Genomic DNA, 22,040 nt, shown 5'->3' with positions numbered 1-22,040 from the left:
AGCCGGCCCCGAGCGCGTCAGACGGACTCGAAGTCGAAGTCCGGCTGGGGCATCGGGGCCTGCAGGAAGAAGCCCTGCACCAGGTTGACGTTCAGGCCGTACAGCACGGCCAGCGCCGAAGCGTCCTCGATGTGGGGGACGATGACCTGCTTGCCCTTGGCGTGGGCGGCCTCGGTGTATTCGCGGATGGTCTCCTGGTTCTCCTCGCTTTCGGCGAGGTTCTTGACGAACGAAGCGTCCAGCTTGATGTGGTCGGCATCCAGGTGCTGCAGCAGCTGAAACGGCTTGAGGCCGTTGCCGAAATCGTCCACGCACAGGTGACCGTGCATTTCCTTCAGCCCGCGGCCCACATTCATCGCCGGCTTGAGATGGGTGACGATGGTCGGTTCCTTGAGTTCCACCACCACGTTGTCCGCGGGGATGCGCAGGGCGTGCAGATCGTCGTTCAGCCAGCTCAGGACGGACGGGTCGCCCAGCGAACCGTTGGTCAGCTTGAGGAAGAACTGCGTGCGCGAGTCCTTCTTCAGCTGCTGGGCCAGCACCGCCAGGGCGTGGCGCAGGATCCAGCGGTCGATTTGGGTTGCCACTTCGGTGCGTTCGGCACTGGGCAGGAATTCCACCGGCTCGTGTACCGTGCCGTCGGGATCCAGCAGGCGCACGAACACGCTGTAGCGCGGCCGGTCGGCGCCGTGCAGGTTGACCACCGGCTGATAGCGCAGCTCAAGACGGTTGTCCTCCAGCGCCTCGAGGATGCGGTTCTTCCATTGCTGATCCAGCTGCGCCTGGGTCAGCTCGCCCTCGGCGGGACGGTAGAATCGATGGGTGCCGCCACCGGCCTTCACCGCGTCTTCCAGTGCACGGTCGGTCTGCGCCAGCAGTTCCTCGGTATCCGGCGCGGTCTCGTCGGCGATGACCCCGCCGGCCGAAACGCTGCCATGGGTGGACAGCGTGCCCACCTCGAACACCCGCGAGGCGATGGCCTCCTGCAGTGCATCCAGGCGTTCTTCCGCGCCGGCCTGCTGGGCTTCGGGCATCAGCACACCGAAGCGTTCGGCCTCCAGCCGTGCGACCACCGCGGTTTCCGGGAAATGGCTCTCGATGATCTGGCCGACGTCGGCCAGCATCAGGTCGGCCCCGGACATCCCGGCGTTGGCGCGGATTTCGGGGAAATGGTCCACCGCCACGGTCAGCAGGGCAAAGGGCTTTTCGGTTTCCGCGGCCCGCGTGCGCGTGGTTTCGATGGCGTCCTGGAAGTACTGCCGGTTGTACAGGCCGGTGACCAGGTCGCGCTGTGACAGATAGTCGATCTTCTGCGCCAGCTCCTTGTCTTCGCCGGAGCTGAGCTGGACCTGGGTCGCGGCCTCGCCTTCCACGGTCGTGGAGGACAGGTGCAGCTCCGCCTCGAAGGCCTCGCCGTCCATCGTGCGCAACTGGAAACGTTGCGCCATGGCCTCCTCGCTGCCCTCCTGGTAGCTGCGCAGGAAGCGCTTGAGGTCGTCGCGGCTGTCCGGCGCGACCAGATCCATCAGCGGAAGGCCCTCGATGTCGTCGGGATCGTCAACGCCGAAGCGTTCGCGCCAGGAGGCGTTGGCGTACACATGCATGCCGTCATGGATGTAGGCGATGGCGTCGCGCGAGTTGTCCAGCAGCAGCTGGCTGCGCCGTTCGGATTCCTGCAGCGAGTTTTCCAGGCGCTTGATCTTCTGGCGCAGATGCAGCGAGTCGGCCGCACGCAGGGTCAGGATCGCGGTGAGCTCCACCAGCTGATGGTCCACCACGGCGAATACACCGGCCTCGTAGTCGGGCAGGCGTTCCTCCTCCGGGCGTTCCGTCATCAGGACCAGGGGAGTGCGCCGGCCGCTGGACTGCAGGGCCGCATCCACGTCGCTGCGCGTCAGATTCAGCCCGGGTTCGGTCAGGATGACGACGTCGAAGCGGGTTTCCCGCAGCGCCGCGGTCAGGCCCTCGCCGTCATCGACCTGCTCCGGGCGAACCGCGCAGCCACGCGACCGGATGCTGCTGATGACCTGCTCCGCCAGGTTGGGATTGGCGGTCACGAAGAGGACGCGAATGGATTCGATCATGGAAGTGGGGGTACTCGGTTAATGCGGGTCCAGGGAGAGCGCATCTCCCGCATCCGGGGTTCCCGGTTCGTCCGTCGGGGCTTCATCCAGCTCGATATCGGTCATGCGGCAGCCGACTTCGGTGAACAGTGTAGTGCCCGTGCGCTCTGCGTCCAGCGCCAGTACGCGTGCGCGGCCGTTGAGCCAGACGACCAGACGATTTTCGTGATCGAATTCCTGTGCCGGCAGGAACAGCGCCGCTCCGTCCTGGCCCACGCGCACCGGCGTGAACAGGCCCGGCCGGGCCTCACGGATCGCGCGACCGGCGCGGAAGAGCTGGACCAGTACCGGCATGCAGCGCTGTGCCAGGTATTCCACGCCAATGCTGATCTCGTCGTCGGTTTCGAAGCGGATCCAGCGCAGCACGCCGACCGTCCAGCCGATCTGCTCCGGGTCCTGTTCGCGCAGCCCGACCAGATCGCCGATCAACAGGGTCTGTTGCGGGTTCTGCAGGCGCAGACGAATCCCGCCCGCGCCGATGTCCTCGACCTGCCAGTGCTCGGGCTGCTGACGCTTGACGATGGGGGCCTGCGGCTCTTCGTGGTCGGCGATCTCGAGGCCGCGACCGACATCTTCCCACGCGTGCCCGGCGCGGTCGGTGTCGCGGTCGGCCAGCGGTCGGGGGTCATCGTCGGGCTCGGTCGCATGCGGTTCGTCGGCCAGGCTGAGGCCGCTGTCGGCGCGCGCGGCCTCCGACATCCGGACGACGTTCACGGTGGCCGGCCGTCCGTCCGGGTGAACATCGTCGTCACCGGTGTCGGGGACCGCGGCGTCGGTCGGGGCAGGGCGTGCGGGGCCCTTGCGGCTCTCCAGCGCGGCCTGCATGTAGGCCTGGATGCGGGTCAGGCCGAACAGGCAGTAGCGCTGTTCGTCGGCGGTCTCGCGCGAGTGGCGACGGGTCGGCAGCCGCGACCACAGGCGCAGCATGCGCTCGGCCAGCGTGCGACCGTCGGCCCGGCGTGCGGGGTCCAGCGATTCGGGCTGGTTGCGCAGGGCCTCCAGCAGGGTCCCGAGTTCGACATGGGTGCTGCTTTCGCCGGGCGGCAGGTTGCGCAGGACCAGACCGGGCGGGTGGTCGGTGTCCAGATCCGCGCGCAGGACCGGGAGGTCCGGGTGTTCTTCGGGGCTCGGGGCTTCGCTGCAGGCGACCGGGAGGCCGGCGATCCAGCGGGCCAGGAGGTCGATGTCGCCGATTTCCAGGGCATTCACGCCGGTGCTGCCAAGCACGAACAGGCGTGCCGTGGTGGCATCGATCGAATCCGGGCCGAGCGGGCTGATCGCGGTCTGGCGCAGGACCTTTTGCCGATCCACTCCCAGCTCGCGGGCGAACCACAGCAGACCGTAGATCTGTCGCCACAGGCCCCGAGGAAGTGGCTGATACAGCCGCCAGTGATGGATGGCCAGCGCGGCCAGGGCATCCACGGCGGCTTGCAGGTGCGGGGTGGCCTTCTCGCGCGAGGCCTTGTTGCCGGGCACGCTGACCGGGGTCAGCAGCAGATGCATGTTCGCCAGTTCGCGCAGCGCGTCACCGAAGATCCGGGCGCGGTGCAGGCTGCGTTCGGCCAGCGGCAGTGGCCGCCGGCGCAGCCCGCGTTCCACCTCCGGGATCAGGGGCAGCAGGTGTTCTTCGATGATGTCCGCGAGTTCGTCGCGCACGCCGGGTTTGAGAGCGACCCGGTTGAGCGAGCCCATCAGGGCACAGAGTTTTTCGAACGCCGTCTCGCGGTCGGCGCGGGGCAGCTCCTCGCACCAGGCCCGCAGGGCCCTGGCCGTGTGCGGCGGGAACCCCTCGGGGCTGGGTTCCGCCTCGGGAAGGGGAGGGAAAACGGCATCCGAATCGATCATGGTCTGTTCCGGAAAGTGGGAAGATCCCCTGAAGGTACCCGATCAAAAGTCAGGGTAAAAGTCGGGGAATGACGTTTCGCCGTCAGCCGGTATTCCGGCGATCGGGGTTTTGCCCGGTTCACCGGCGATTTCGCGCACCCGGCGGGGGAGCAGGTAGCCCGGGAGTCGGCGGTGCATTTCCCGGTAAATGGCGGCGGCGCGGTCCGGAGGCACCTCGAAGTGCGCGGTGCCGCGGGTGCGGTCCAGGCAGTGCAGGTAATACGGCAGCACGCCGTGGCGAAAACCGCTCTCCTGCAGTTCGACCAGGGTGTCGGCGTCGTCGTTGACCCCGGCCAGCAGCACGGCCTGATTGAGCAGGGTGATGCCGCTCGCCCGCAGGCGTTCCAGCGCGCGATCGGCCGGGGCCGCGAATTCGCGCGGGTGGTTGGCATGCAGCACCACCACGTGCTGCAGGCGCCCCTGCCCCAGCCAGCCCAGCAGGGCGTCGTCCACCCGCTCCGGCAGCACCACCGGCAGGCGGGTGTGGATGCGCAGGCGTTCGAGGTGGGGAATGGCTTCCAGACGCGCCACCAGCCGCGCCAGCCGGGTGTCGGACTGGCTCAGGGGGTCGCCGCCGCTGAGGATGACCTCGTGGATGTCGGGGTGCGCCGCGAGATAGTCCAGTGCCGGGCCCCAGTCGTCGCGTGCGGGGTTGTGGTCGGCGTAGTCGAACTCGCGGCGGAAGCAGTAACGGCAGTGGATGGCGCAGGCCCCGGTGGTCAGCAGCAGGGCGCGTCCGGCGTATTTGTGCACCACGCCCGGCGCGGCCAGCGCGTCATGGTCGCCGACCGGGTCGGCGACGAAGCCGGGCACCTCGTCGGTCTCTTCCGCCAGCGGAAGCACCTGGCGCAGCAGTGGATCCTTCGGTTCGCCGGGCACGATGCGGACGAGCCAGCTCTCCGGTACCCGGATCGGGAAGCTGGCGTGTCCGGCCTGCATCCCGGGCAGGTGCTCCGGGGCGAGGGACAGGCGCCGGGCAAGGGTTGCCGGGTCGCGGATCGCGGTAGCCAGCGACTGTTGCCAGCGGGGCGTATGGGTTGCCGGCGGCGTACGCGTTATCATGATCGGATTTTTGGGCATGGTCGGTTCCCGGCGGGACGGCCGGCCCGCGTCGTTTGAACGGCTGGAAGAACTGGCTGGAAACCTTCGAGGACTACGCGCAATGGCAACCTACAGTACCAACGAATTCAAGGGCGGTCTCAAACTCCTGCTGGACGGCGACCCGATGTCCATCGTCGAGAACGAGTTCGTCAAGCCGGGCAAGGGGCAGGCCTTCAACCGCGTGAAGCTGCGCAACCTGCGCACCGGGCGAGTGGTGGAGAAGACCTTCAAGTCGGGCGAGTCGGTCGAAGCCGCCGACGTGCTCGAGACCGAGATGCAGTATCTCTACAACGACGGCGAGTTCTGGCACTTCATGACCCCGGAGAGCTTCGAGCAGTATGCGGTGAGCAAGGCCGCGCTCAATGGCTCCGACCAGTGGCTGAAGGAACAGGACATGTGCACCGTGACCCTGTGGAACGGCGAGCCGCTGTCGGTAGAGGCCCCGGCCTTCGTCGAGCTGCAGATCACCCAGTGCGACCCGGGCATCCGCGGCGACACCGCCCAGGGCGGCACCAAGCCGGCCACGCTGGAGACCGGCGCGGTGGTCAAGGTGCCGCTGTTCGTCGAGGAGGGCGAAACCATCAAGGTGGACACCCGCAAGGGTGAATACGTCTCGCGCGTCTGATCCGGCGTCCGTGTCGGACTGGCGGCCGCGGGCCGCCGGGGCCCGCGTGGCCCGGGCCCGCCTGCTGGCCGAACTGCGGGGCTTTTTCGCGCGCCGCGGCGTGCTGGAGGTGGAGACGCCGGTCCTCGGCCGGGGCACGGTCCTCGACCCCGCCATGGAGAGCTGGCACGCACAGGCCGGCGATGGCGCCGGCGGGTGCATGGAGGGCTGGTTGCAGACTTCGCCGGAATACCCGATGAAGCGCCTGCTGGCGGACGGGGCGGGCGACATCTACCAGATCGCCCGGGTGTTTCGCGGCGGCGAAAGCGGCGTTCGCCACAACCCCGAGTTCAGCCTGCTGGAATGGTATCGCCTCGGGCTCGACGACCGGACGCTGGCCGACGAGGTGGTGACCCTGCTGCAGGAGGTCTCGGCGGCGGACCCGGCCTGGCACGCGCCCGACCCGGAGCCGCGGGTGGTGGCCTATCCGGATCTGCTGCAGGAGGCGCTGGGCGTTGACGCGCTGAACGACGACGCGGCGCGCCTGCAGGCCGTCGCCGCGCAGCGCGGCCTGACCGTCCACGGCGAACTGGACCGCGACGCCTGGCTGGATGCTTTGGTGTCTCTGTGCGTGGTGCCCGGGTTTCCGCCGGGACGCATCACCATCCTGCACGACTACCCCGAGAGCCAGGCGATCCTCGCCCGGCGCAGCCGCGAGCGTCCCGGCTGCGCCGCGCGCTTCGAGGTCTACTGGGGCGACCTGGAACTGGCCAACGGCTATTTCGAGCTGACCGATCCGGCGGAATTCCGCCGGCGCCGCGAGCAGGACCGGGCGCGACGGCGTGCGCGCGGGCAGCCGGAACCCGCGGCCGATCCGTTCCTGGACGCTGCGCTGGAAGCGGGACTGCCCGACTGCGCCGGGGTGGCGCTGGGAGTGGACCGCCTGCTGATGCGCCTGCTGGGCGAGGACGATATCCGGCGGGTGATCGATTTCCCCTGGGGATGCGCCTGAAGCGCCCGCGGCGGCGGCTCAGTCCCGGTCGGTGTAACGCCCCAGGGCGCTGCGCACCCGCACCTCGGTTTCGGGCGTCAGCGCCGGGTCCAGTTCCAGCGGCCCCGGGGGCAGCAGCAGGACCACCGACGATCCCAGGTTGAAGCGGCCCATCTCCGCGCCGCGCTCCAGTGCGATGTCGCGCTCCGGCCAGGTCACGCAGCTGGCCTCGCGCGCCGAGGGCGGCGTGATCTCCCCGGCCCACACGGTCTCGATCGAGCCCACGTTCTGGGCGCCGATCAGTGCCATCGCCATGGGGCCGAAGCGGGTGTCGAACAGCGCCACCACGCGTTCGTTGCGGGCGTAGATGCGCGGCACGTGGCGCACGATGCACGGCGCCACCGAGAACAGCCGCCCGGGGACATGGATCGCGTGGGTCAGGGTGCCGTCCAGCGGCATGTGCAGGCGGTGGTAGTGGCGCGGGGACAGATACAGGGTGACGAAATGCCCGTCGCGAAACGGCACCGCGAGGTCGTTCTCGCCGCCCAGCAGTTCTTCCACCGAATAGTCGTGCCCCTTGGCCTGGAAGATGCGCCCGGCCTCGATGCGCCCGCTGGCGCTGACCCGGGCATCCGCCGGGCTGACCACGGTCGCGGCGTCGCCCTCCAGCGGGCGTACCCCGTCGCGCAGGGCGCGGGTGAACAAGGCGTTGAAGCTGGGGTAGGCGGCGATGTCCGGCTCCGCGGCCTCGCTCATGTCGAGCTCGAAGCGGCGGACGAAGGCACGCAGCAGCGGCTGGACGCGCGGGGATTCGATGCGGGCCAGCCGGTGCACCAGCCGCGACAGGGCGTGATGGGGCAGGGCGCGGGACAGGCGGGCAAGCCAGGGATCGACGGCGCTCATGGGGTTCTCGTGGCGTGGGATCGGGTGCATGATGCCGCTCCCGGTTTATCATGACGACCCTTCAACCCTTCCCGGAGTGTGAAAATGGAACCCGGTACCGGTCTGCTCACCCTGCGCGACTTCATTCGCTACGGCGCGTCGCAGTTCCGCGCGGCGGGACTGGCCTTCGGGCACGGCACCGACAATGCCTTCGACGAGGCGGCCTGGCTGACCCTGCACGCGCTGCATCTGCCGCTGGACCTGGAGGCCCACTGGTGGGACAGCCGGCTGACCGAGGCGGAGCGCGAACGGGTCGAGGGCCTGCTGCGCGAGCGCATCCAGTCGCGCAAGCCGGCGGCCTATCTCACGCGCGAGGCGTGGTTCGCCGGGCTGCCCTTCCATGTCGACGAGCGGGTGCTGGTGCCGCGCTCGCCGTTCGCCGAGCTGATCGAGTCGGGGTTCGAGCCGTGGGTGGACCCGGACGGGGTGGAGCGCGTTCTGGATCTGGGCACCGGGGCGGGCTGCATCGGCATCGCCACCGCGCTGGTCTTCCCGCAGGCGCAGGTGGATCTGGCCGACATCTCGCCGGATGCCCTGGCGGTAGCGCGCGACAACGTGGCGCGCTTCGAGCTGGAGGGCCGCGTCCGGCTGGTGCAGAGCGACGTGTTCGAGGGGCTGGGTCCGGAGGATCGCTATGATCTGATCGTGACCAACCCGCCCTACGTGGACGCCCGCGACATGGCCGATCTGCCGGACGAATACCGCCACGAGCCGGAACTGGGCCTGGCGGCCGGGGACGACGGCCTCGACATCGTGCGCCGCATCCTCGCCGGGGCGCGTCGCCACCTGACCGACGACGGCGTGCTGATGGTGGAGGTGGGCAACAGTCAGGAGGCCGTGGAGGATGCCTTCCATGACATCCCGATGGTCTGGCTGGATTTCGAGGCCGGTGGCCACGGGGTGTTCGTGGTTCGGGCGCAGGACCTGCCCCCCGCCTGAGGTCCGCCTTCAGCACTGCTCCCAGGGCAGGCCGTGATAGCGCCAGCCGCCTACGGTGGAGCGGTGGTGCTGCTCGTCCAGCGGGCCTTCGAAGCCCTCCTCGACCGAATACACGTTGTGCATCCCGGCCTGCAGCAGGGCCTCGGCGGCCGCCAGGGTACGCTTGCCGCTGCGGCAGATCAGGTACACCGACGGGGCGTCCTCGGCGGTATCCATGGCCCCGCCCAGCAGCAGCTTGCGCACCTGCGGCACGAAGTCCGGGTTCACCGTCCAGTCCGGTTCGTCGATCCACGGGATGTGCACGGCCCCCACCGGGTGGCCGACGAACAGGAATTCCATGGTCGAGCGAACATCGACCAGCAGATCCCGGGGCCGTTCGCGCAGGCGCTCCCGGACCTCCACCGGGTGGATGCGCGGGACGCCGGCGCCGGTGTCCGGCGAGTGTCCGTGCGGGTCGGAATGTTCGCTCATGCGATGGTCTCCGGTTGCAGGGTTACATGGCGAAGTCGAGTTCTTCCCGGATCGCCTCCATGCCTTCTTCCGCGCAGGCCCGGTCCAGATCGCCACCCGGGGCGCCGGAGACCCCCACCGCACCGAGGACGCGGCCCGCGGCCTCGATGAGGATGGCCCCGTCCAGCATCAGGATCCCGTCCACGTTGTTCATTTCGTGGCGGATGTCTTCCCGGTTGGCGACGAAATCGCCGGAGTCCAGACCCGACATCACCGAGGCGCGGGCCTTGTCACCGGCGATCGAGATGGTCTGCGGCGCGGCGCGGTCATCGCGCATGACCACGCGGTCGTTGCCGCTGCGGTCGACCACCACGGCGCTGACCTGGTGCCCGTCGTCGCGGCAGGACTGCACCGTGGCCATCGCCAGCTCCTGAGCCAGATCGAGGTTCAGGCTGGGCAGCTCGGTGTAGACGTCGGCCGCGGCCGAGCCGCCGAAGCCCAGCATCCCGCTGAGCAGCGTGGCCAGGGCGGTGCGGCGAAGCGATTGCAGACGGGTCATGGGACTCTCCTCGGATTGAATGACACGAGCATAGACGACACGGCGGCGGCGCGGATTCCTCGGCCGGCTTTCGGGTCGACACATGAGTCGAGCCAGGGGCCGGTTCCCGGGCCGTGGGCGGGGACGGGCGACATCCCCGGCCGCGGGCGGTAGACTGGCGCCATGTCAGGAAACAGCTTCGGACGACTGTTCGTCGTCACTACATTCGGTGAAAGTCATGGACCGGCCCTGGGCGGGGTGGTCGACGGCTGCCCGCCCGGGATCCCGCTGACCGAGGCCGATCTGCAGAAGGATCTGGACCGGCGCCGGCCCGGCCAGTCGCGGCATACCACCCAGCGGCGCGAGCCGGACCGGGTGCGCATCCTGTCCGGAGTGTTCGAGGGCGTGACCACCGGTGCCCCGATCGGGTTGTTGATCGAGAACACCGACCAGCGCTCCAAGGATTACAGCGAGATCAAGGACCAGTTCCGGCCGGGACACGCGGACTACACCTATCACCGCAAGTACGGCATCCGCGACTATCGCGGGGGCGGGCGCAGTTCCGCGCGCGAGACCGCGCTGCGGGTGGCGGCGGGCTCGGTGGCACGGCGCTTCCTCGAGGAGCGCTACGGCATCGCGATCCAGGGCTGGCTGTCGCAGCTGGGGCCGCTGGAGCTGGCGGAGAAGGACCTTGCCCGCACCGAAGAGAACCCGTTCTTCTGTCCGGATCCCGAGCGGGTCCCGGAGCTGGAAGAGTTCATGGACCAGCTGCGCAAGTCGGGGGATTCCATCGGGGCGCAGGTGACGGTGGAGGCCCGCGGAGTCCCGGCCGGGTGGGGCGAACCGGTGTTCGACCGCCTGGATGCCGAGCTGGCCCACGCGTTGATGAGCATCAATGCGGTGAAGGGTGTGGAGATCGGCGCCGGTTTTGACAGCGTCGCCCAGCGCGGCACCGAACACCGCGACGAGATCACCCCGGAGGACGGTTTCCTGTCCAACCATGCCGGGGGCGTGCTGGGCGGGATCTCCACCGGCCAGGCGCTGCGCGCGAACCTGGCGCTCAAGCCGACCTCGTCGATCCGCCTGCCGGGTCGCAGCATCGACACCGCCGGCGAGCCGGTGGAGGTGGTGACCAAGGGGCGCCACGACCCCTGCGTGGGCATCCGTGCCGCGCCCATCGCCGAGGCGATGACGGCGCTGGTGCTGGCCGATCATGCCCTGCGTCATCGCGGGCAGAACGCCGACGTGCCCGATCGCGGCCCGTATCCCGGGGGTTCTTCCGGCACCTGAGCTCGCTGGCCCCGTCGGGGCGCCCGGGGTCGCTGGATGGCCCCTTTCGTCCGTTTTCCCGGCCGCCCCGGGTCCGTCAAGCGCGGGTCCGGGGCGGCCCGTAACCCGTGGTTCCGGTCGTGACGCCCAACCTGCGCCTGTCCAGCTTCTATTTCTTCTACTTCGCCACCATCGGGGCGTTCATGCCCTACTGGGGGCCGTATCTGTCCGAGCTGGGGTTCTCCGGTTCGCAGATCGGCGAGCTGATGGCGATCGTGCTGGCGACCAAGATCATCGCGCCCAACGTCTGGGGCTGGCTGGCCGATCGTACCGGGACCCACATGCCGCTGGTGCGCTCGGGGGCGCTGGCGGGGCTGATCGCCTTCACCGGGGTGCTGCTGTATTCCGGCTACTGGTGGCTGGCGGCGGTGATGGCGGTGTTCAGTTTCTTCTGGAACGCGATCCTGCCGCAGTTCGAGGCCACCACCCTGCGCACCCTGGGACGCGACAGCCACCGCTATGCGCTGGTGCGGCTGTGGGGGTCGGTGGGCTTCATCGTGGCGGTGGCCTCGCTGGGCTGGCTGTTCGACTACATCGACGTGGCCTGGCTGCCGTGGCTGGTGCTGCTGCTGTTCGTCGGCCTGTATGTCAGCACGCTGCAGGTCCCGGAGCCGCCGCGTGACGAGGTGGCCGAGAACAACGTGCCGTCGATCGGGAGCGTGCTGCGGCGGCCCGAGGTCATCGGGCTGTTCCTGGCGTGTTTCTTCATGCAGGCGAGTCACGGGCCGTACTATGCGTTCTTCACCCTGTACGTGGAGGAGGCCGGATTCTCCCGCTCCATGGCGGGCCAGCTGTGGGCCCTGGGCGTGCTGGCCGAGGTGTTCCTGTTCCTGATCACGCCGCGGCTGATCCTGCGCTTCGGCGCGTGGTTCCTGGTGACCCTGGCGCTGGTGCTGACTACCCTGCGCTGGTCATTGCTGGCGGCGGTGCCGGAGTCGTTGCCGATGCTGCTGTTCATCCAGACCCTGCATGCCTTCAGCTACGGGGTGTATCACGCGGCGGCGATCTCGCTGATCCATTATTTCTTCCCCGGCCGGCTGCAGGGGCGCGGGCAGGCGCTTTATTCGTCGCTGGCCTTCGGTATCGGGGGTGCGCTGGGCAGTCTGGCCGCCGGCTATCTGTGGGACGGCGTGGGCTCGGCCTCGGTCTACGTGCTGGCCGCGGGGCTGGCGGCAGCCGGGGTAGTGGCCTCGCTGTTCGGTCACTGGCGCCACCGGCGGGCGGCCGCCACCCCGGGCTGACACGGATGGGCTGACGCATCGCCGGGGCTCGCGTAGGCTTTGCGCAACTGACAGGAGGACGCAACGATCATGATCCGAGTAGCAGTCGCGGGCGCCGCCGGGCGCATGGGGCAGAACCTGGTGCGTGCGGTGGAGGAACACCCGCAGGCGGAGCTGGGTGCGGCCAGCGAACGTCCGGGCAGCGAGGCCATCGGCCAGCCGGTGGATGCGGCCGGCCGCGTACATCTGGTGGAGGATCTGGGCACGGTGACCGGGGATTTCGACGTGCTGATCGATTTCACCCGCCCCGAGGCCACCATGGAGCACCTCGAGATCTGCCGCCGGGCGGGCCGCACCCTGGTGGTCGGCACCACCGGCCTGGATGCCGATCAGGAGGCGGCGCTGCGCGCGGCGGCCGCGGAGCATACGGTCGTGTATGCCCCCAACATGAGCGTGGGCGTCAACCTGACCTTCAAGCTGGTGGAACTGGCGGCACGCGCGCTGGGCGACAGCACCGACGTGGAGATCCTGGAGGCGCATCACCGGCACAAGGTGGATGCCCCGTCGGGCACCGCACTGCGTCTGGGGCGCATCGTGGCCGACACCCTGGGGCGCGACCTGGAGCAGGACGCGGTGTACGGCCGCGAGGGACACACCGGTGCGCGCGAGCGCAGCACCATCGGCTTTGCCACGGTGCGCGGCGGCGACATCGTCGGCGAGCATACCGCGCTGTTCGCCGGCGAGGGCGAACGGGTGGAGATTACCCACAAGGCCTCGGATCGCGGGATCTTCGCCGCCGGCGCGGTGCGTGCGGCGGTGTGGGCCAGCGAACGCGGGCCCGGGCTGTTCGACATGCAGGACGTGCTTGGGCTGCGTGAGCTGTAGCCCCGTCCGCGCGGTCCGTGTTGGACGGGGGTTCGGGCCCTCGCGTACACTGATTCCATCCCTTTCGTAGATGCCCTGCCGGAGGTTCGCCCGTGCCCGCGCCCGCCCTGCTCGTCCTTGAAGATGGCACCGTGTTCCATGGCCAGGCGATCGGCGCCCTTGGCCAGACCGTCGGCGAGGTGGTGTTCAACACGGCCATGACCGGCTATCAGGAGATCCTGACGGACCCCTCCTATGCCCGGCAGATGGTGACCCTGACCTATCCGCATATCGGCAACACCGGCACCACCCCGGAAGACGACGAGTCGTCCCGCGCGCAGGCCGCCGGGCTGATCGTGCGCGACGTGCCGCCGCTGGTGTCGAACTTCCGCTCGCGCGAGTCGCTGCCGGACTACCTGCTGCGCCACGGGATCGTCGCCATTGCCGGCATCGACACCCGGCGGCTGACCCGTCTGCTGCGCGAGAAGGGCGCGCAGAACGGCTGCATCCAGGCCGGCGAGGTGGACGAGTCGGCGGCCCTGGCCGCCGCCCGCGAGTTTCCCGGCATCAAGGGCATGGATCTGGCCCGCGAGGTCACCACGCGCAAGCGCTACGAGTGGCTGGAGGGCACCTGGCAGCTGGGCGGGGAGCCGCGGCAGCTGAGCCCGGAGGCGGCCGAGTATCACGTGGTGGCCTACGACTTCGGCATGAAGCAGAACATCCTGCGGATGATGGTGGATCGCGGCTGCCGGGTGACCGTGGTGCCGGCGGAGACCCCGGCCGCCGAAGTGCTGGAGCTGGCGCCCGACGGGGTATTCCTGTCCAACGGGCCGGGCGATCCGGAACCCTGTGGCTACGCGATCGAGGCGATCCGTGAATTCTGCGAGCGGCGCCTGCCGCTGTTCGGTATCTGCCTCGGCCATCAGCTGCTGGGCCTGGCCAGCGGCGCGCAGAGCGTGAAGATGAAATTCGGCCACCACGGCGCCAACCACCCGATTCGTCACGAAGCCAGCGGGCGCGTGATGATCTCGTCGCAGAACCACGGGTTCGCGATCGACGAGGACCGGCTCCCGGAGACCCTGACGCCGACCCACCGCTCGCTGTTCGACGGCACCCTGCAGGGCGTTGCGCGGACGGACTGCCCGGCGTTCAGCCTGCAGGGACACCCGGAGGCGAGCCCGGGGCCGCATGACGTGTCCGCGGCGTTCGACGATTTCGTCGAGATGATGCGCGCCGCCCGCGCCTGAGAACCCCGGCGGCGCGCCCGCGTGCCGTCCGCCGAACCCGAATCCTGACCCGACACCCAGCGAGAGCGGCCTCATGCCCAAGCGTACCGATATCCAGAGCGTCCTGATCCTCGGGGCCGGCCCGATCGTGATCGGCCAGGCCTGCGAGTTCGACTACTCCGGCGCCCAGGCCTGCAAGGCCCTGCGCGAGGAGGGCTACCGGGTGATCCTGGTGAACTCCAACCCGGCGACCATCATGACCGATCCGGAGATGGCCGATGCGGTCTACATCGAGCCGGTGGAATGGAAGACGGTGGAGAAGATCATCGCCGCCGAGCAGCCGGATGCGCTGCTGCCCACGATGGGCGGGCAGACCGCGCTGAACTGCGCGCTGGATCTCTCGCGCGAAGGGGTGCTGGACAAGCACGGGGTGGAGATGATCGGCGCCAACGAGGCGGCGATCGACATGGCCGAGGACCGCGACCATTTCAAGGCGGCGATGGCCGATATCGGCCTGGACACCCCCACCGCCGAGCTGGCGCACTCCTGGGAAGAGGCGCAGCAGATCCAGCCGCGCATCGGCTTTCCGGTGATCGTCCGGCCCTCGTTCACCCTCGGCGGCTCGGGCGGCGGCATCGCCTACAACCGCGAGGAGTTCGAGTACATCGTCAAGAACGGGCTCGACCTCTCGCCGGTCAACCAGGTGCTGCTGGAGGAGTCCGCGCTGGGCTGGAAGGAGTTCGAGATGGAGGTGGTCCGCGACCAGGCGGACAATGCCATCATCATCTGCTCCATCGAGAACGTCGATCCGATGGGGATCCACACCGGGGACTCGATCACCGTGGCCCCGGCGCAGACCCTCACCGACAAGGAATACCAGATCATGCGCGACGCCTCGCTGGCGGTTCTGCGCAAGATCGGGGTGGAGACCGGCGGCTCCAACGTGCAGTTCGCGATCAACCCTGACAACGGGCGCATGATCGTGATCGAGATGAACCCGCGGGTGTCGCGTTCCTCCGCGCTGGCCTCCAAGGCAACCGGCTTCCCGATCGCCAAGGTCGCTGCCAAGCTGGCGGTGGGCTATACCCTGGACGAGCTGAAGAACGAGATCACCGGCGGCCTGACCCCGGCCTCGTTCGAGCCGTCCATCGACTACGTGGTGACCAAGATCCCGCGTTTCACCTTCGAGAAGTTCCCGCAGGCCGAGGCCAGCCTGACCACGCAGATGAAAGCGGTCGGCGAGGCGATGGCCATCGGCCGGACCTTCCAGGAATCCCTGCAGAAGGCGCTGCGCTCGATGGAGACCGGGATGGACGGCCTGGACGAGCGCATCGATCTCGACGCGCCGGATGTGGTGGAGCGCCTGCGCACCGCACTGGCCAACCCGACGCCCGACCAGCTGCTGTACGTGGCGGATGCCTTCCGTCACGGCTTCAGCGTGCAGGACATCTTCGAGCTGACCGCCATCGATCCCTGGTTCCTGGCGCAGATCCAGGAGCTGGTGGATCTGGAAAAGGCGGTGCGCGACCGCATCCTCGGCGAGATCGATGCCGAGGAGATGTACCGGCTGAAGCAGCGCGGTTTTTCCGACCTGCGCCTGGCCCGGCTGCTGAACGAGACCGAGAAGGCCGTGCGCAAGCACCGTCATCGTCTTGGCGTGCGCCCGGTGTACAAGCGGGTGGACACCTGTGCGGCCGAGTTCGCCACCACCACCGCGTACATGTATTCCTCCTACGAGGAAGAGAACGAGTCGGAGCCGGGCGACCGGCAGAAGATCATGGTGCTGGGTGGCGGGCCCAACCGCATCGGCCAGGGGATCGAGTTCGACTACTGCTGCGTGCATGCGGCACTCGCCATGCGCGAGGACCAGTACGAGACCATCATGGTCAACTGCAACCCGGAGACGGTCTCCACCGACTATGACACCTCCGACCGGCTGTACTTCGAGCCGCTCACGCTGGAGGACGTGCTGGAGGTCGTGGAGACCGAGCGGCCCACCGGCGTGATCGTGCAGTACGGCGGTCAGACCCCGCTGAAGCTGGCGCGGGACCTGGAGGATGCCGGGGTGCCGATCATTGGTACCAGCCCCGACTCGATCGACCTGGCCGAGGACCGCGAGCGCTTCCAGGCCCTGCTGAACAAGCTGGGGCTCAAGCAGCCGCCGAACCGCACCGCGCGCAGCGATGAAGAGGCCGAGAAGCTGGCCGACGAGATCGGTTACCCGCTGGTGGTGCGCCCGTCCTACGTGCTCGGAGGCCGCGCGATGGAGATCGTGCGCGACCGCGAGGATCTGCGCGGCTACATGCACAGCGCGGTCTCGGTCTCCAACGAGGCGCCGGTGCTGCTGGACCGTTTCCTTGACGATGCGATCGAGGTCGACATCGACGCCGTCTGCGACGGCCAGGAGGTGTTCATCGGCGGGGTGATGGAACACATCGAGCAGGCCGGTGTCCATTCCGGGGACTCCGCCTGCTCGCTGCCGCCGTTCTCTCTGTCGCTGGAGCTGCAGGAGCGCATGGTGGACCAGGTGCGCAAGATGGCCGTGGGCCTGCGCGTGGTCGGCCTGATGAACACCCAGTTCGCGATCAAGGGCGACGACATCTACGTGCTGGAGGTCAATCCACGTGCCTCGCGCACCGTGCCCTACGTGTCCAAGAGCGTCGGCCTGCCGCTGGCCAAGATCGCGGCGCGCTGCATGGCCGGGACCTCGCTGGCCGACCAGGGCGTGGGTGGTGCGGTGTTCCCCGACTACTACTCGGTCAAGGAAGCGGTTTTCCCGTTCGCCAAGTTCCCCGGCGTGGATCCGATCCTTGGACCGGAGATGAAGTCCACGGGCGAGGTGATGGGGGTGGGCCGCAGCTTCGCCGAGGCCTTCGCCAAGAGTCAGCTGGGCGCGGGCGTGCGGCTCCCCTCCACCGGCAAGGCCTTCGTGTCGGTGCGCGACATCGACAAGCCGGAGGTCATCGGGATCGCCCGCCGGCTGGTGGAGCTGGGTTTCGAGGTGCTGGCGACCCGCGGCACGGCCGGATTGCTGGAAGAGCAGGGCATCGCCGTGACCCGCGTGAACAAGGTCACCGAAGGGCGCCCGCACATCGTCGACATGATCAAGAACGACGAGGTCAGCTTTATCATCAATACCGTGGAGGGCAAGCAGTCGACCGCCGACTCCTACACGATCCGGCGCGAGGCCCTGATGCACAAGGTGGGTTACACCACCACCATCGCCGGGGCCCGGGCGACGGTCCAGGCCCTGGACCATCTGGAGGGCAGCGACGTGTTCCGGCTGCAGTCGCTCCACGAGGAGAACCGAGCAGGAGGGTTGGGTTCATGAAGAAGACACCGCTTACCCTGAATGGCGCCGAGAAGATGAAGGAAGAGCTGCGGCGCCTGAAGGCCGAAGACCGGCCGAAGGTGGTCAACGCGATCGCCGAGGCGCGCGAGCACGGCGACCTCAAGGAAAACGCCGAGTATCATGCGGCGCGCGAGCAGCAGAGCTTCATCGAGGGGCGCATCCGCGAGCTGGAGGCGACCCTGTCGAATGCGGAGATCATCGACGTGACCGCGCTGCCGCAGACCGGCAAGGTGGTGTTCGGCACCACGGTGGTGCTGGAGGCGACCGAGGACGGGCGCGAGGTCACCTACAAGATCGTCGGCGACGACGAGGCCGACATCAAGCAGAACATGATCTCGGTATCTTCGCCGATCGCCCGGGCGCTGATCGGCAAGGAAGAGGGCGACATCGTGACCGTTCAGGCGCCCGGAGGAGAGACGGAATACGAGATCCTCGAGGTGCGCTACGTCAACTGACGGGGTCGAGACTGACCTTCGGCGCTTCGGGGTTGCGCCGGAACAGGGTGGCCACGTGGCCGATGCGCTGAACCAGCTCCGCGCCGGTGCGCTCGCACATGTCGTGGATGACCTCGGCGCGGGTGTCGCGGTCGCCGATCCCGACCTTCACCTTGACCAGTTCGTGGTGGGCCAGCGCCTGTTCCAGCTCGGCCAGTACGGCCTCGGACAGGCCGTGGCGGCCAAGGGTCACGACGGGCTTGCGCGGGTGGGCCAGGCTGCGCAGATGGCGGCGTTGCGCGTCAGTCAGATTCACGGGAGGCTTGCTTCATTTTGAAACGGTACGAGTGTAGCACGCCGCCGCCGGCACGAAACCGGGGGACGGGTGATGCCTAAGCGCAGTCGCTCCAGTCAGCGCTGGCTGAAGGAGCATTTCGATGACCCGTACGTGCAGCGCGCGCAGCAGGAGGGGTATCGCGGGCGCGCGGTCTTCAAGCTGGAAGAGCTGGACCAGCGCGACCGTCTCCTGCGGCCCGGGATGCGCGTGGTGGATCTGGGGGCGGCTCCCGGGGGCTGGACCCAGTACGCGGCCGGTCGCATCGGGCGCAAGGGCGTGCTGGTCGCCTCCGACATCCTGCCGATGGACCCGGTCCCCGGTGCGGAGGTCGTGACCGGGGATTTCCGCGAGGACGAAGTGCTGGACCGCATCCTCGAGACCCTGGGCGGCGAGGGTGCGGATCTTGTGCTTTCCGACATGGCCCCCAATCTTACCGGTACGGACGCCGTGGACCAGCCGCGTTCGATCCATCTGTGCGAGCTGGCGCTGGATCTGGCGCTGCGCGTGCTGAAACCGAATGGCGCGTTTCTGGTCAAGCTGTTCCAGGGGGAAGGCTCGGATGCCTACCTTGCGGAGCTGCGCCGGTGTTTCGCACAGGTGAAGGTGCGCAAGCCCAAGGCGTCGCGGCCCCGCTCACGCGAAGTGTACGTATTGGCGCGGAACCCACGGGATGTGTAACGATCCATTAGTATTCACGGATACGCGTTCGGCCCAGCACAGCTTTTGAGGTGTCGTTTTGAATGGCCTGGTAAAGAATCTGATCATCTGGGCGGTGATTGCCGTCGTCCTGATGTCCATCTTCAACAATTTCGCGCCCGATCCCGAGCAGCAGGCGACGCGCAGCATCACCTACTCGGAGTTCATCCAGCAGGTGCAGAGCGGTCGCGTGGACAGCGTCACCATCGAAGGTGACAAGATCACCGGGCAGATGGCCGACGGGGAGCGCTTCTCCACCGTCAACCCGAACGATTCGGGGCTGATCGGCGATCTCCTCAACCATAACGTGGAGATCAACGCCGAGGAGGAGGCCGAGCGCGGCCTGTTGATGAGCATCCTCATCAGCTGGTTCCCGATCCTGCTGCTGATCGCCGTGTGGATCTACTTCATGCGGCAGATGCAGGGCGGCGGTGCCGGCGGCAAGGGCGCGATGTCGTTCGGCAAGTCCAAGGCCAAGCTGATGTCCGAGGACCAGGTGAAGGTGACCTTCTCCGACGTGGCCGGCTGTGACGAGGCCAAGGACGAGGTCGTGGAGCTGGTCGATTTCCTCAAGGACCCGGGCAAGTTCCAGAAGCTCGGCGGGCAGATCCCGCGCGGCGTGCTGATGGTGGGCTCTCCGGGTACCGGGAAGACCCTGCTGGCGAAGGCCATCGCCGGCGAGGCCAAGGTGCCGTTCTACAGCATCTCCGGCTCCGACTTCGTCGAGATGTTCGTGGGTGTGGGCGCCTCGCGCGTGCGCGACATGTTCGCCGAGGCCAAGAAGAACGCCCCGTGCATCATCTTTATCGACGAGCTGGACGCCGTGGGCCGTCAGCGCGGCGGCGGCATGGGCGGCGGCGGCCACGACGAGCGCGAGCAGACTCTCAACCAGCTGCTGGTCGAGATGGACGGCTTCGAGGGCACCGAGGGCGTGATCGTGATCGCCGCGACCAACCGTCCGGACGTGCTGGACCAGGCGCTGCTGCGTCCGGGGCGCTTCGACCGTCAGGTGGTGGTGCCGCCGCCGGACGTGCGCGGTCGCGAGCAGATCCTCAACGTGCACATGAAGAAGACGCCGATCGCGGAAGACGTGAACCCGCACAAGATCGCGCGCGGCACGCCGGGCTTCTCCGGTGCGGACCTGGCCAACCTGGTCAACGAGGCGGCGCTGTTCGCTGCCCGCGCCGGCAAGCGCCTGGTGGACATGAGCGACTTCGAGCGCGCCAAGGACAAGATCATGATGGGCGCCGAACGCCGCTCCATGGTGATGTCCGAGGACGAGAAGAAGCTGACCGCCTATCACGAGGCCGGGCACGCGATCGTGGGCCTGACCGTCCCCGAGCACGACCCGGTGTACAAGGTCAGCATCATCCCGCGCGGCCGCGCGCTGGGCGTGACCATGTTCCTGCCGGAGGAGGACCGCTACAGCCATTCGCGGACCAAGCTGGAGAGCCAGATCGCCAGCCTGTTCGGCGGACGCCTGGCCGAGGTGATCATCTTCGGCGAGAAATCGGTCACCACGGGGGCATCCAACGACATCGAGAAGGCCTCGCAGATCGCCCGCAACATGGTGACCAAGTGGGGGCTGTCGGAGAAGCTGGGGCCGCTGGACTACGGCGAGGACGAGCAGCAGTCGTTCCTCGGCCCGCAGATGGGCAAGCCCAAGCAGATGTCCGACGAAACCGCCAATGCGATCGACGAGGAGGTGCGCAAGATCATCGATACCCATTACGATCATGCGCGCCAGATCCTGCTCGACAATCTCGACAAGCTGCATGCGATGGCCGGCGCACTGATGAAGTACGAGACCATCGACGACAAGCAGATCGAGGACATCATGGCCGGTCGCGAGCCGCGTGAACCCGCCGACTGGAACGACGGCTCCTCCGGCGGGGGCGATGCCGGCAGCCCGGCGGGTGACGGCGAGGGTGAGGAAGGCGCCGACGACTCGCGGGACAGCGACCGCGGCGTGGTCGGAGGGCCGGCACCTCAGTCCTGACCCGCCCGAGGGCCCGTCGTCGCGTGGCGGCGGGCATGACCGTTGAGCACCCTGGCCGCCGTGACCCCGTCGCGGCGGCCTTTCTGTTGGTGTCTTCCGCCATTCCAGGGACGACTGATGACCGCTACAAATGCAAGCCCCGTGCTGCTGCAGGGACCGGCCGGTCCGCTGCCTCTCGATCGCCCGCGGGTGATGGGCATCCTCAACGTGACGCCGGATTCCTTCTCGGACGGTGGCGCCCATGACCGCGTGGATCGGGCGGTCGCCCGTGCTCGGCAGATGCAGGACGAGGGCGCGGATCTGATCGACGTTGGCGGGGAATCCACCCGCCCGGGGGCCGAACCGGTTTCGCTGGCGGAAGAACGGCGCCGCGTGCTGCCAGTGCTGGAGGCGCTGGGGGCGGAGGTTTCCCTGCCGGTCTCGGTCGATACCATGAAGCCGGAGATCATGCGCGACGCGGTGGCCGCGGGTGCGGCCATGCTCAACGACGTGAATGCCTTCCGCCGTCCGGGCGCCGAGCAGGAGGCGGTGGTGGCCGCCCGGGAGCGCGGCGTGGCCCTGTGCGTGATGCACATGCAGGGTGAGCCGCAGTCGATGCAGCATGCACCGCACTACGAGGACGTCACCGCCGAGGTGCGGGCGTTCCTCGACGCACGCTGCAGTGCACTGCAGGACGCGGGGGTACCGCCGGACCGCCTGGTGGTGGATCCGGGCTTCGGTTTCGGCAAGACGCTGGAACACAATCTCGAGCTGTTCCGCCATCTCCCGGACCTGGTCGGTGATGGTCGGCCGGTGCTGGTCGGGGTCTCGCGCAAGTCGATGATCGGGGCCCTGCTGGGACAGCGGCCGGTGACGGAGCGTGGCAGCGGGAGCGTGGCCGCGGCGCTGCTCGCCGCGCAGCAGGGGGCGCGCATCCTGCGTGTGCACGACGTCGCGGCCACGGCGGACGCCCTCGCGATATACTCCGCGCTGGATCCCCGCGGTACTGGCGGGGTCATGTCTTAGGGAGGA

At 68.4% G+C, this 22,040-nt stretch carries 19 protein-coding genes; 12 read left to right on the top strand and 7 right to left on the bottom strand.

Translation table 11 applies throughout. The features are described 5' to 3' along the window. Positions 1–17 precede the first annotated feature (17 nt). From F620_RS0100600 to epmB, 3 genes are read right to left on the bottom strand one after another with little or no spacing between them, the layout of a single operon-like run. Positions 18–2,084 carry a GGDEF domain-containing phosphodiesterase gene (locus F620_RS0100600; RefSeq protein ID WP_019569096.1) on the bottom strand — a complete coding sequence of 689 codons (2,067 nt, stop codon included), beginning with the start codon at positions 2,082–2,084 and terminating at the stop codon, positions 18–20. Positions 2,085–2,102: 18 nt separating this feature from the next. Continuing rightward, positions 2,103–3,968: a hypothetical protein gene (locus tag F620_RS0100595; RefSeq protein WP_019569095.1), complete on the bottom strand. Its 1,866-nt coding sequence runs from the start codon at positions 3,966–3,968 to the stop codon at positions 2,103–2,105. 42 nt (positions 3,969–4,010) lie between these two features. Then, positions 4,011–5,069: an EF-P beta-lysylation protein EpmB gene (gene epmB / locus F620_RS0100590; protein WP_051081223.1), complete on the bottom strand. Its 1,059-nt coding sequence runs from the start codon at positions 5,067–5,069 to the stop codon at positions 4,011–4,013. A 100-nt stretch (positions 5,070–5,169) separates the two neighbouring features. Here epmB and efp point away from each other — a divergent pair, with 100 nt between their 5' ends. Both efp and epmA read left to right on the top strand, forming a co-directional pair. Next, on the top strand, positions 5,170–5,733 hold the full coding sequence (efp, locus tag F620_RS0100585) for an elongation factor P (protein WP_018869982.1): 564 nt from the start codon (positions 5,170–5,172) through the stop codon (positions 5,731–5,733). Positions 5,734–5,743: 10 nt separating this feature from the next. Continuing rightward, on the top strand, positions 5,744–6,724 hold the full coding sequence (epmA, locus tag F620_RS0100580) for an EF-P lysine aminoacylase EpmA (RefSeq protein WP_019569093.1): 981 nt from the start codon (positions 5,744–5,746) through the stop codon (positions 6,722–6,724). Between the two features lie 18 nt (positions 6,725–6,742). Here epmA and asd read toward each other — a convergent pair whose 3' ends face one another. Then, positions 6,743–7,606, bottom strand: coding sequence for an archaetidylserine decarboxylase (gene asd, locus F620_RS0100575; RefSeq protein WP_019569092.1), 864 nt, complete (start codon positions 7,604–7,606; stop codon positions 6,743–6,745). An 84-nt stretch (positions 7,607–7,690) separates the two neighbouring features. Between asd and prmB the strand changes: the two genes are divergently transcribed. Then, a complete protein-coding gene (gene prmB, locus F620_RS0100570; RefSeq protein WP_018869979.1) occupies positions 7,691–8,584 on the top strand; it encodes a 50S ribosomal protein L3 N(5)-glutamine methyltransferase in 894 nt (297 codons plus the stop codon). A 9-nt stretch (positions 8,585–8,593) separates the two neighbouring features. On the opposite strand, the gene F620_RS0100565 is transcribed toward prmB, so the two are convergent. Together F620_RS0100565 and F620_RS0100560 are read right to left on the bottom strand one after the other, a co-directional pair. Next, positions 8,594–9,055 (bottom strand): rhodanese-like domain-containing protein, encoded by a 462-nt coding sequence (locus F620_RS0100565; protein ID WP_019021205.1) that lies wholly within the window; start codon positions 9,053–9,055, stop codon positions 8,594–8,596. A gap of 22 nt (positions 9,056–9,077) precedes the next feature. Then, positions 9,078–9,593 carry a heme-binding protein gene (locus tag F620_RS0100560; protein WP_019569091.1) on the bottom strand — a complete coding sequence of 172 codons (516 nt, stop codon included), beginning with the start codon at positions 9,591–9,593 and terminating at the stop codon, positions 9,078–9,080. 162 nt (positions 9,594–9,755) lie between these two features. On the opposite strand from F620_RS0100560, the gene aroC reads away from it, so the two are divergent. The 6 genes from aroC (at position 9,756) to greA (ending at position 18,018) form a co-directional block, all read left to right on the top strand. Further along, positions 9,756–10,862 (top strand): chorismate synthase, encoded by a 1,107-nt coding sequence (gene aroC, locus F620_RS0100555; RefSeq protein ID WP_019021203.1) that lies wholly within the window; start codon positions 9,756–9,758, stop codon positions 10,860–10,862. A gap of 119 nt (positions 10,863–10,981) precedes the next feature. Next, on the top strand, positions 10,982–12,142 hold the full coding sequence (locus F620_RS0100550; protein ID WP_019569089.1) for an MFS transporter: 1,161 nt from the start codon (positions 10,982–10,984) through the stop codon (positions 12,140–12,142). A gap of 69 nt (positions 12,143–12,211) precedes the next feature. Then, positions 12,212–13,006: a 4-hydroxy-tetrahydrodipicolinate reductase gene (gene dapB, locus F620_RS0100545; protein ID WP_026300755.1), complete on the top strand. Its 795-nt coding sequence runs from the start codon at positions 12,212–12,214 to the stop codon at positions 13,004–13,006. Positions 13,007–13,098: 92 nt separating this feature from the next. After that, positions 13,099–14,232, top strand: coding sequence for a glutamine-hydrolyzing carbamoyl-phosphate synthase small subunit (gene carA / locus F620_RS0100540; RefSeq protein WP_018869973.1), 1,134 nt, complete (start codon positions 13,099–13,101; stop codon positions 14,230–14,232). Between the two features lie 73 nt (positions 14,233–14,305). Then, the gene (carB, locus tag F620_RS0100535; RefSeq protein WP_019569088.1) at positions 14,306–17,542 is read left to right on the top strand and encodes a carbamoyl-phosphate synthase large subunit; all 3,237 of its coding nucleotides are present in this window, start codon (positions 14,306–14,308) and stop codon (positions 17,540–17,542) included. Continuing rightward, complete coding sequence (greA, locus tag F620_RS0100530; RefSeq protein ID WP_018869971.1) at positions 17,539–18,018, top strand: transcription elongation factor GreA; 480 nt, start codon at positions 17,539–17,541, stop codon at positions 18,016–18,018. Before carB ends, greA begins: the two co-directional genes overlap by 4 nt. Here the strand turns inward: greA and yhbY are convergent. Further along, on the bottom strand, positions 18,011–18,313 hold the full coding sequence (gene yhbY, locus F620_RS0100525; RefSeq protein ID WP_018869970.1) for a ribosome assembly RNA-binding protein YhbY: 303 nt from the start codon (positions 18,311–18,313) through the stop codon (positions 18,011–18,013). The two genes, greA and yhbY, sit on opposite strands and share 8 nt — an antisense overlap. A gap of 72 nt (positions 18,314–18,385) precedes the next feature. On the opposite strand from yhbY, the gene rlmE reads away from it, so the two are divergent. The 3 genes from rlmE (at position 18,386) to folP (ending at position 22,034) form a co-directional block, all read left to right on the top strand. Further along, the gene (gene rlmE, locus F620_RS0100520; protein ID WP_018869969.1) at positions 18,386–19,012 is read left to right on the top strand and encodes a 23S rRNA (uridine(2552)-2'-O)-methyltransferase RlmE; all 627 of its coding nucleotides are present in this window, start codon (positions 18,386–18,388) and stop codon (positions 19,010–19,012) included. Positions 19,013–19,070: 58 nt separating this feature from the next. Next, complete coding sequence (ftsH, locus tag F620_RS0100515; RefSeq protein ID WP_018869968.1) at positions 19,071–21,029, top strand: ATP-dependent zinc metalloprotease FtsH; 1,959 nt, start codon at positions 19,071–19,073, stop codon at positions 21,027–21,029. 117 nt (positions 21,030–21,146) lie between these two features. Continuing rightward, the gene (gene folP, locus F620_RS0100510) at positions 21,147–22,034 is read left to right on the top strand and encodes a dihydropteroate synthase (protein WP_051081218.1); all 888 of its coding nucleotides are present in this window, start codon (positions 21,147–21,149) and stop codon (positions 22,032–22,034) included. The last annotated feature ends 6 nt before the right edge of the window (positions 22,035–22,040 follow it).

Origin of the sequence: Thioalkalivibrio sp. ALE11, from assembly GCF_000381205.1 — a bacterium.
Classification (GTDB): Bacteria; Pseudomonadota; Gammaproteobacteria; order Ectothiorhodospirales; family Ectothiorhodospiraceae; genus Thioalkalivibrio.
This window is presented reverse-complemented; position numbering and strand designations above follow the sequence as displayed.

Coding starts and splice junctions, on each gene's coding strand:
- dapB (WP_026300755.1), top strand. CDS start 12,212: ATGATCCGAGTAGCAGTCGCGGGCGCCGCCGGGCGCATGGGGCAGAAC.
- asd (WP_019569092.1), bottom strand. CDS start 7,606: ATGAGCGCCGTCGATCCCTGGCTTGCCCGCCTGTCCCGCGCCCTGCCC.
- F620_RS0100565 (WP_019021205.1), bottom strand. CDS start 9,055: ATGAGCGAACATTCCGACCCGCACGGACACTCGCCGGACACCGGCGCC.
- rlmE (WP_018869969.1), top strand. CDS start 18,386: ATGCCTAAGCGCAGTCGCTCCAGTCAGCGCTGGCTGAAGGAGCATTTC.
- epmB (WP_051081223.1), bottom strand. CDS start 5,069: ATGATAACGCGTACGCCGCCGGCAACCCATACGCCCCGCTGGCAACAG.
- aroC (WP_019021203.1), top strand. CDS start 9,756: ATGTCAGGAAACAGCTTCGGACGACTGTTCGTCGTCACTACATTCGGT.
- F620_RS0100600 (WP_019569096.1), bottom strand. CDS start 2,084: ATGATCGAATCCATTCGCGTCCTCTTCGTGACCGCCAATCCCAACCTG.
- prmB (WP_018869979.1), top strand. CDS start 7,691: ATGGAACCCGGTACCGGTCTGCTCACCCTGCGCGACTTCATTCGCTAC.
- carB (WP_019569088.1), top strand. CDS start 14,306: ATGCCCAAGCGTACCGATATCCAGAGCGTCCTGATCCTCGGGGCCGGC.
- efp (WP_018869982.1), top strand. CDS start 5,170: ATGGCAACCTACAGTACCAACGAATTCAAGGGCGGTCTCAAACTCCTG.
- F620_RS0100560 (WP_019569091.1), bottom strand. CDS start 9,593: ATGACCCGTCTGCAATCGCTTCGCCGCACCGCCCTGGCCACGCTGCTC.
- F620_RS0100595 (WP_019569095.1), bottom strand. CDS start 3,968: ATGATCGATTCGGATGCCGTTTTCCCTCCCCTTCCCGAGGCGGAACCC.
- folP (WP_051081218.1), top strand. CDS start 21,147: ATGACCGCTACAAATGCAAGCCCCGTGCTGCTGCAGGGACCGGCCGGT.
- greA (WP_018869971.1), top strand. CDS start 17,539: ATGAAGAAGACACCGCTTACCCTGAATGGCGCCGAGAAGATGAAGGAA.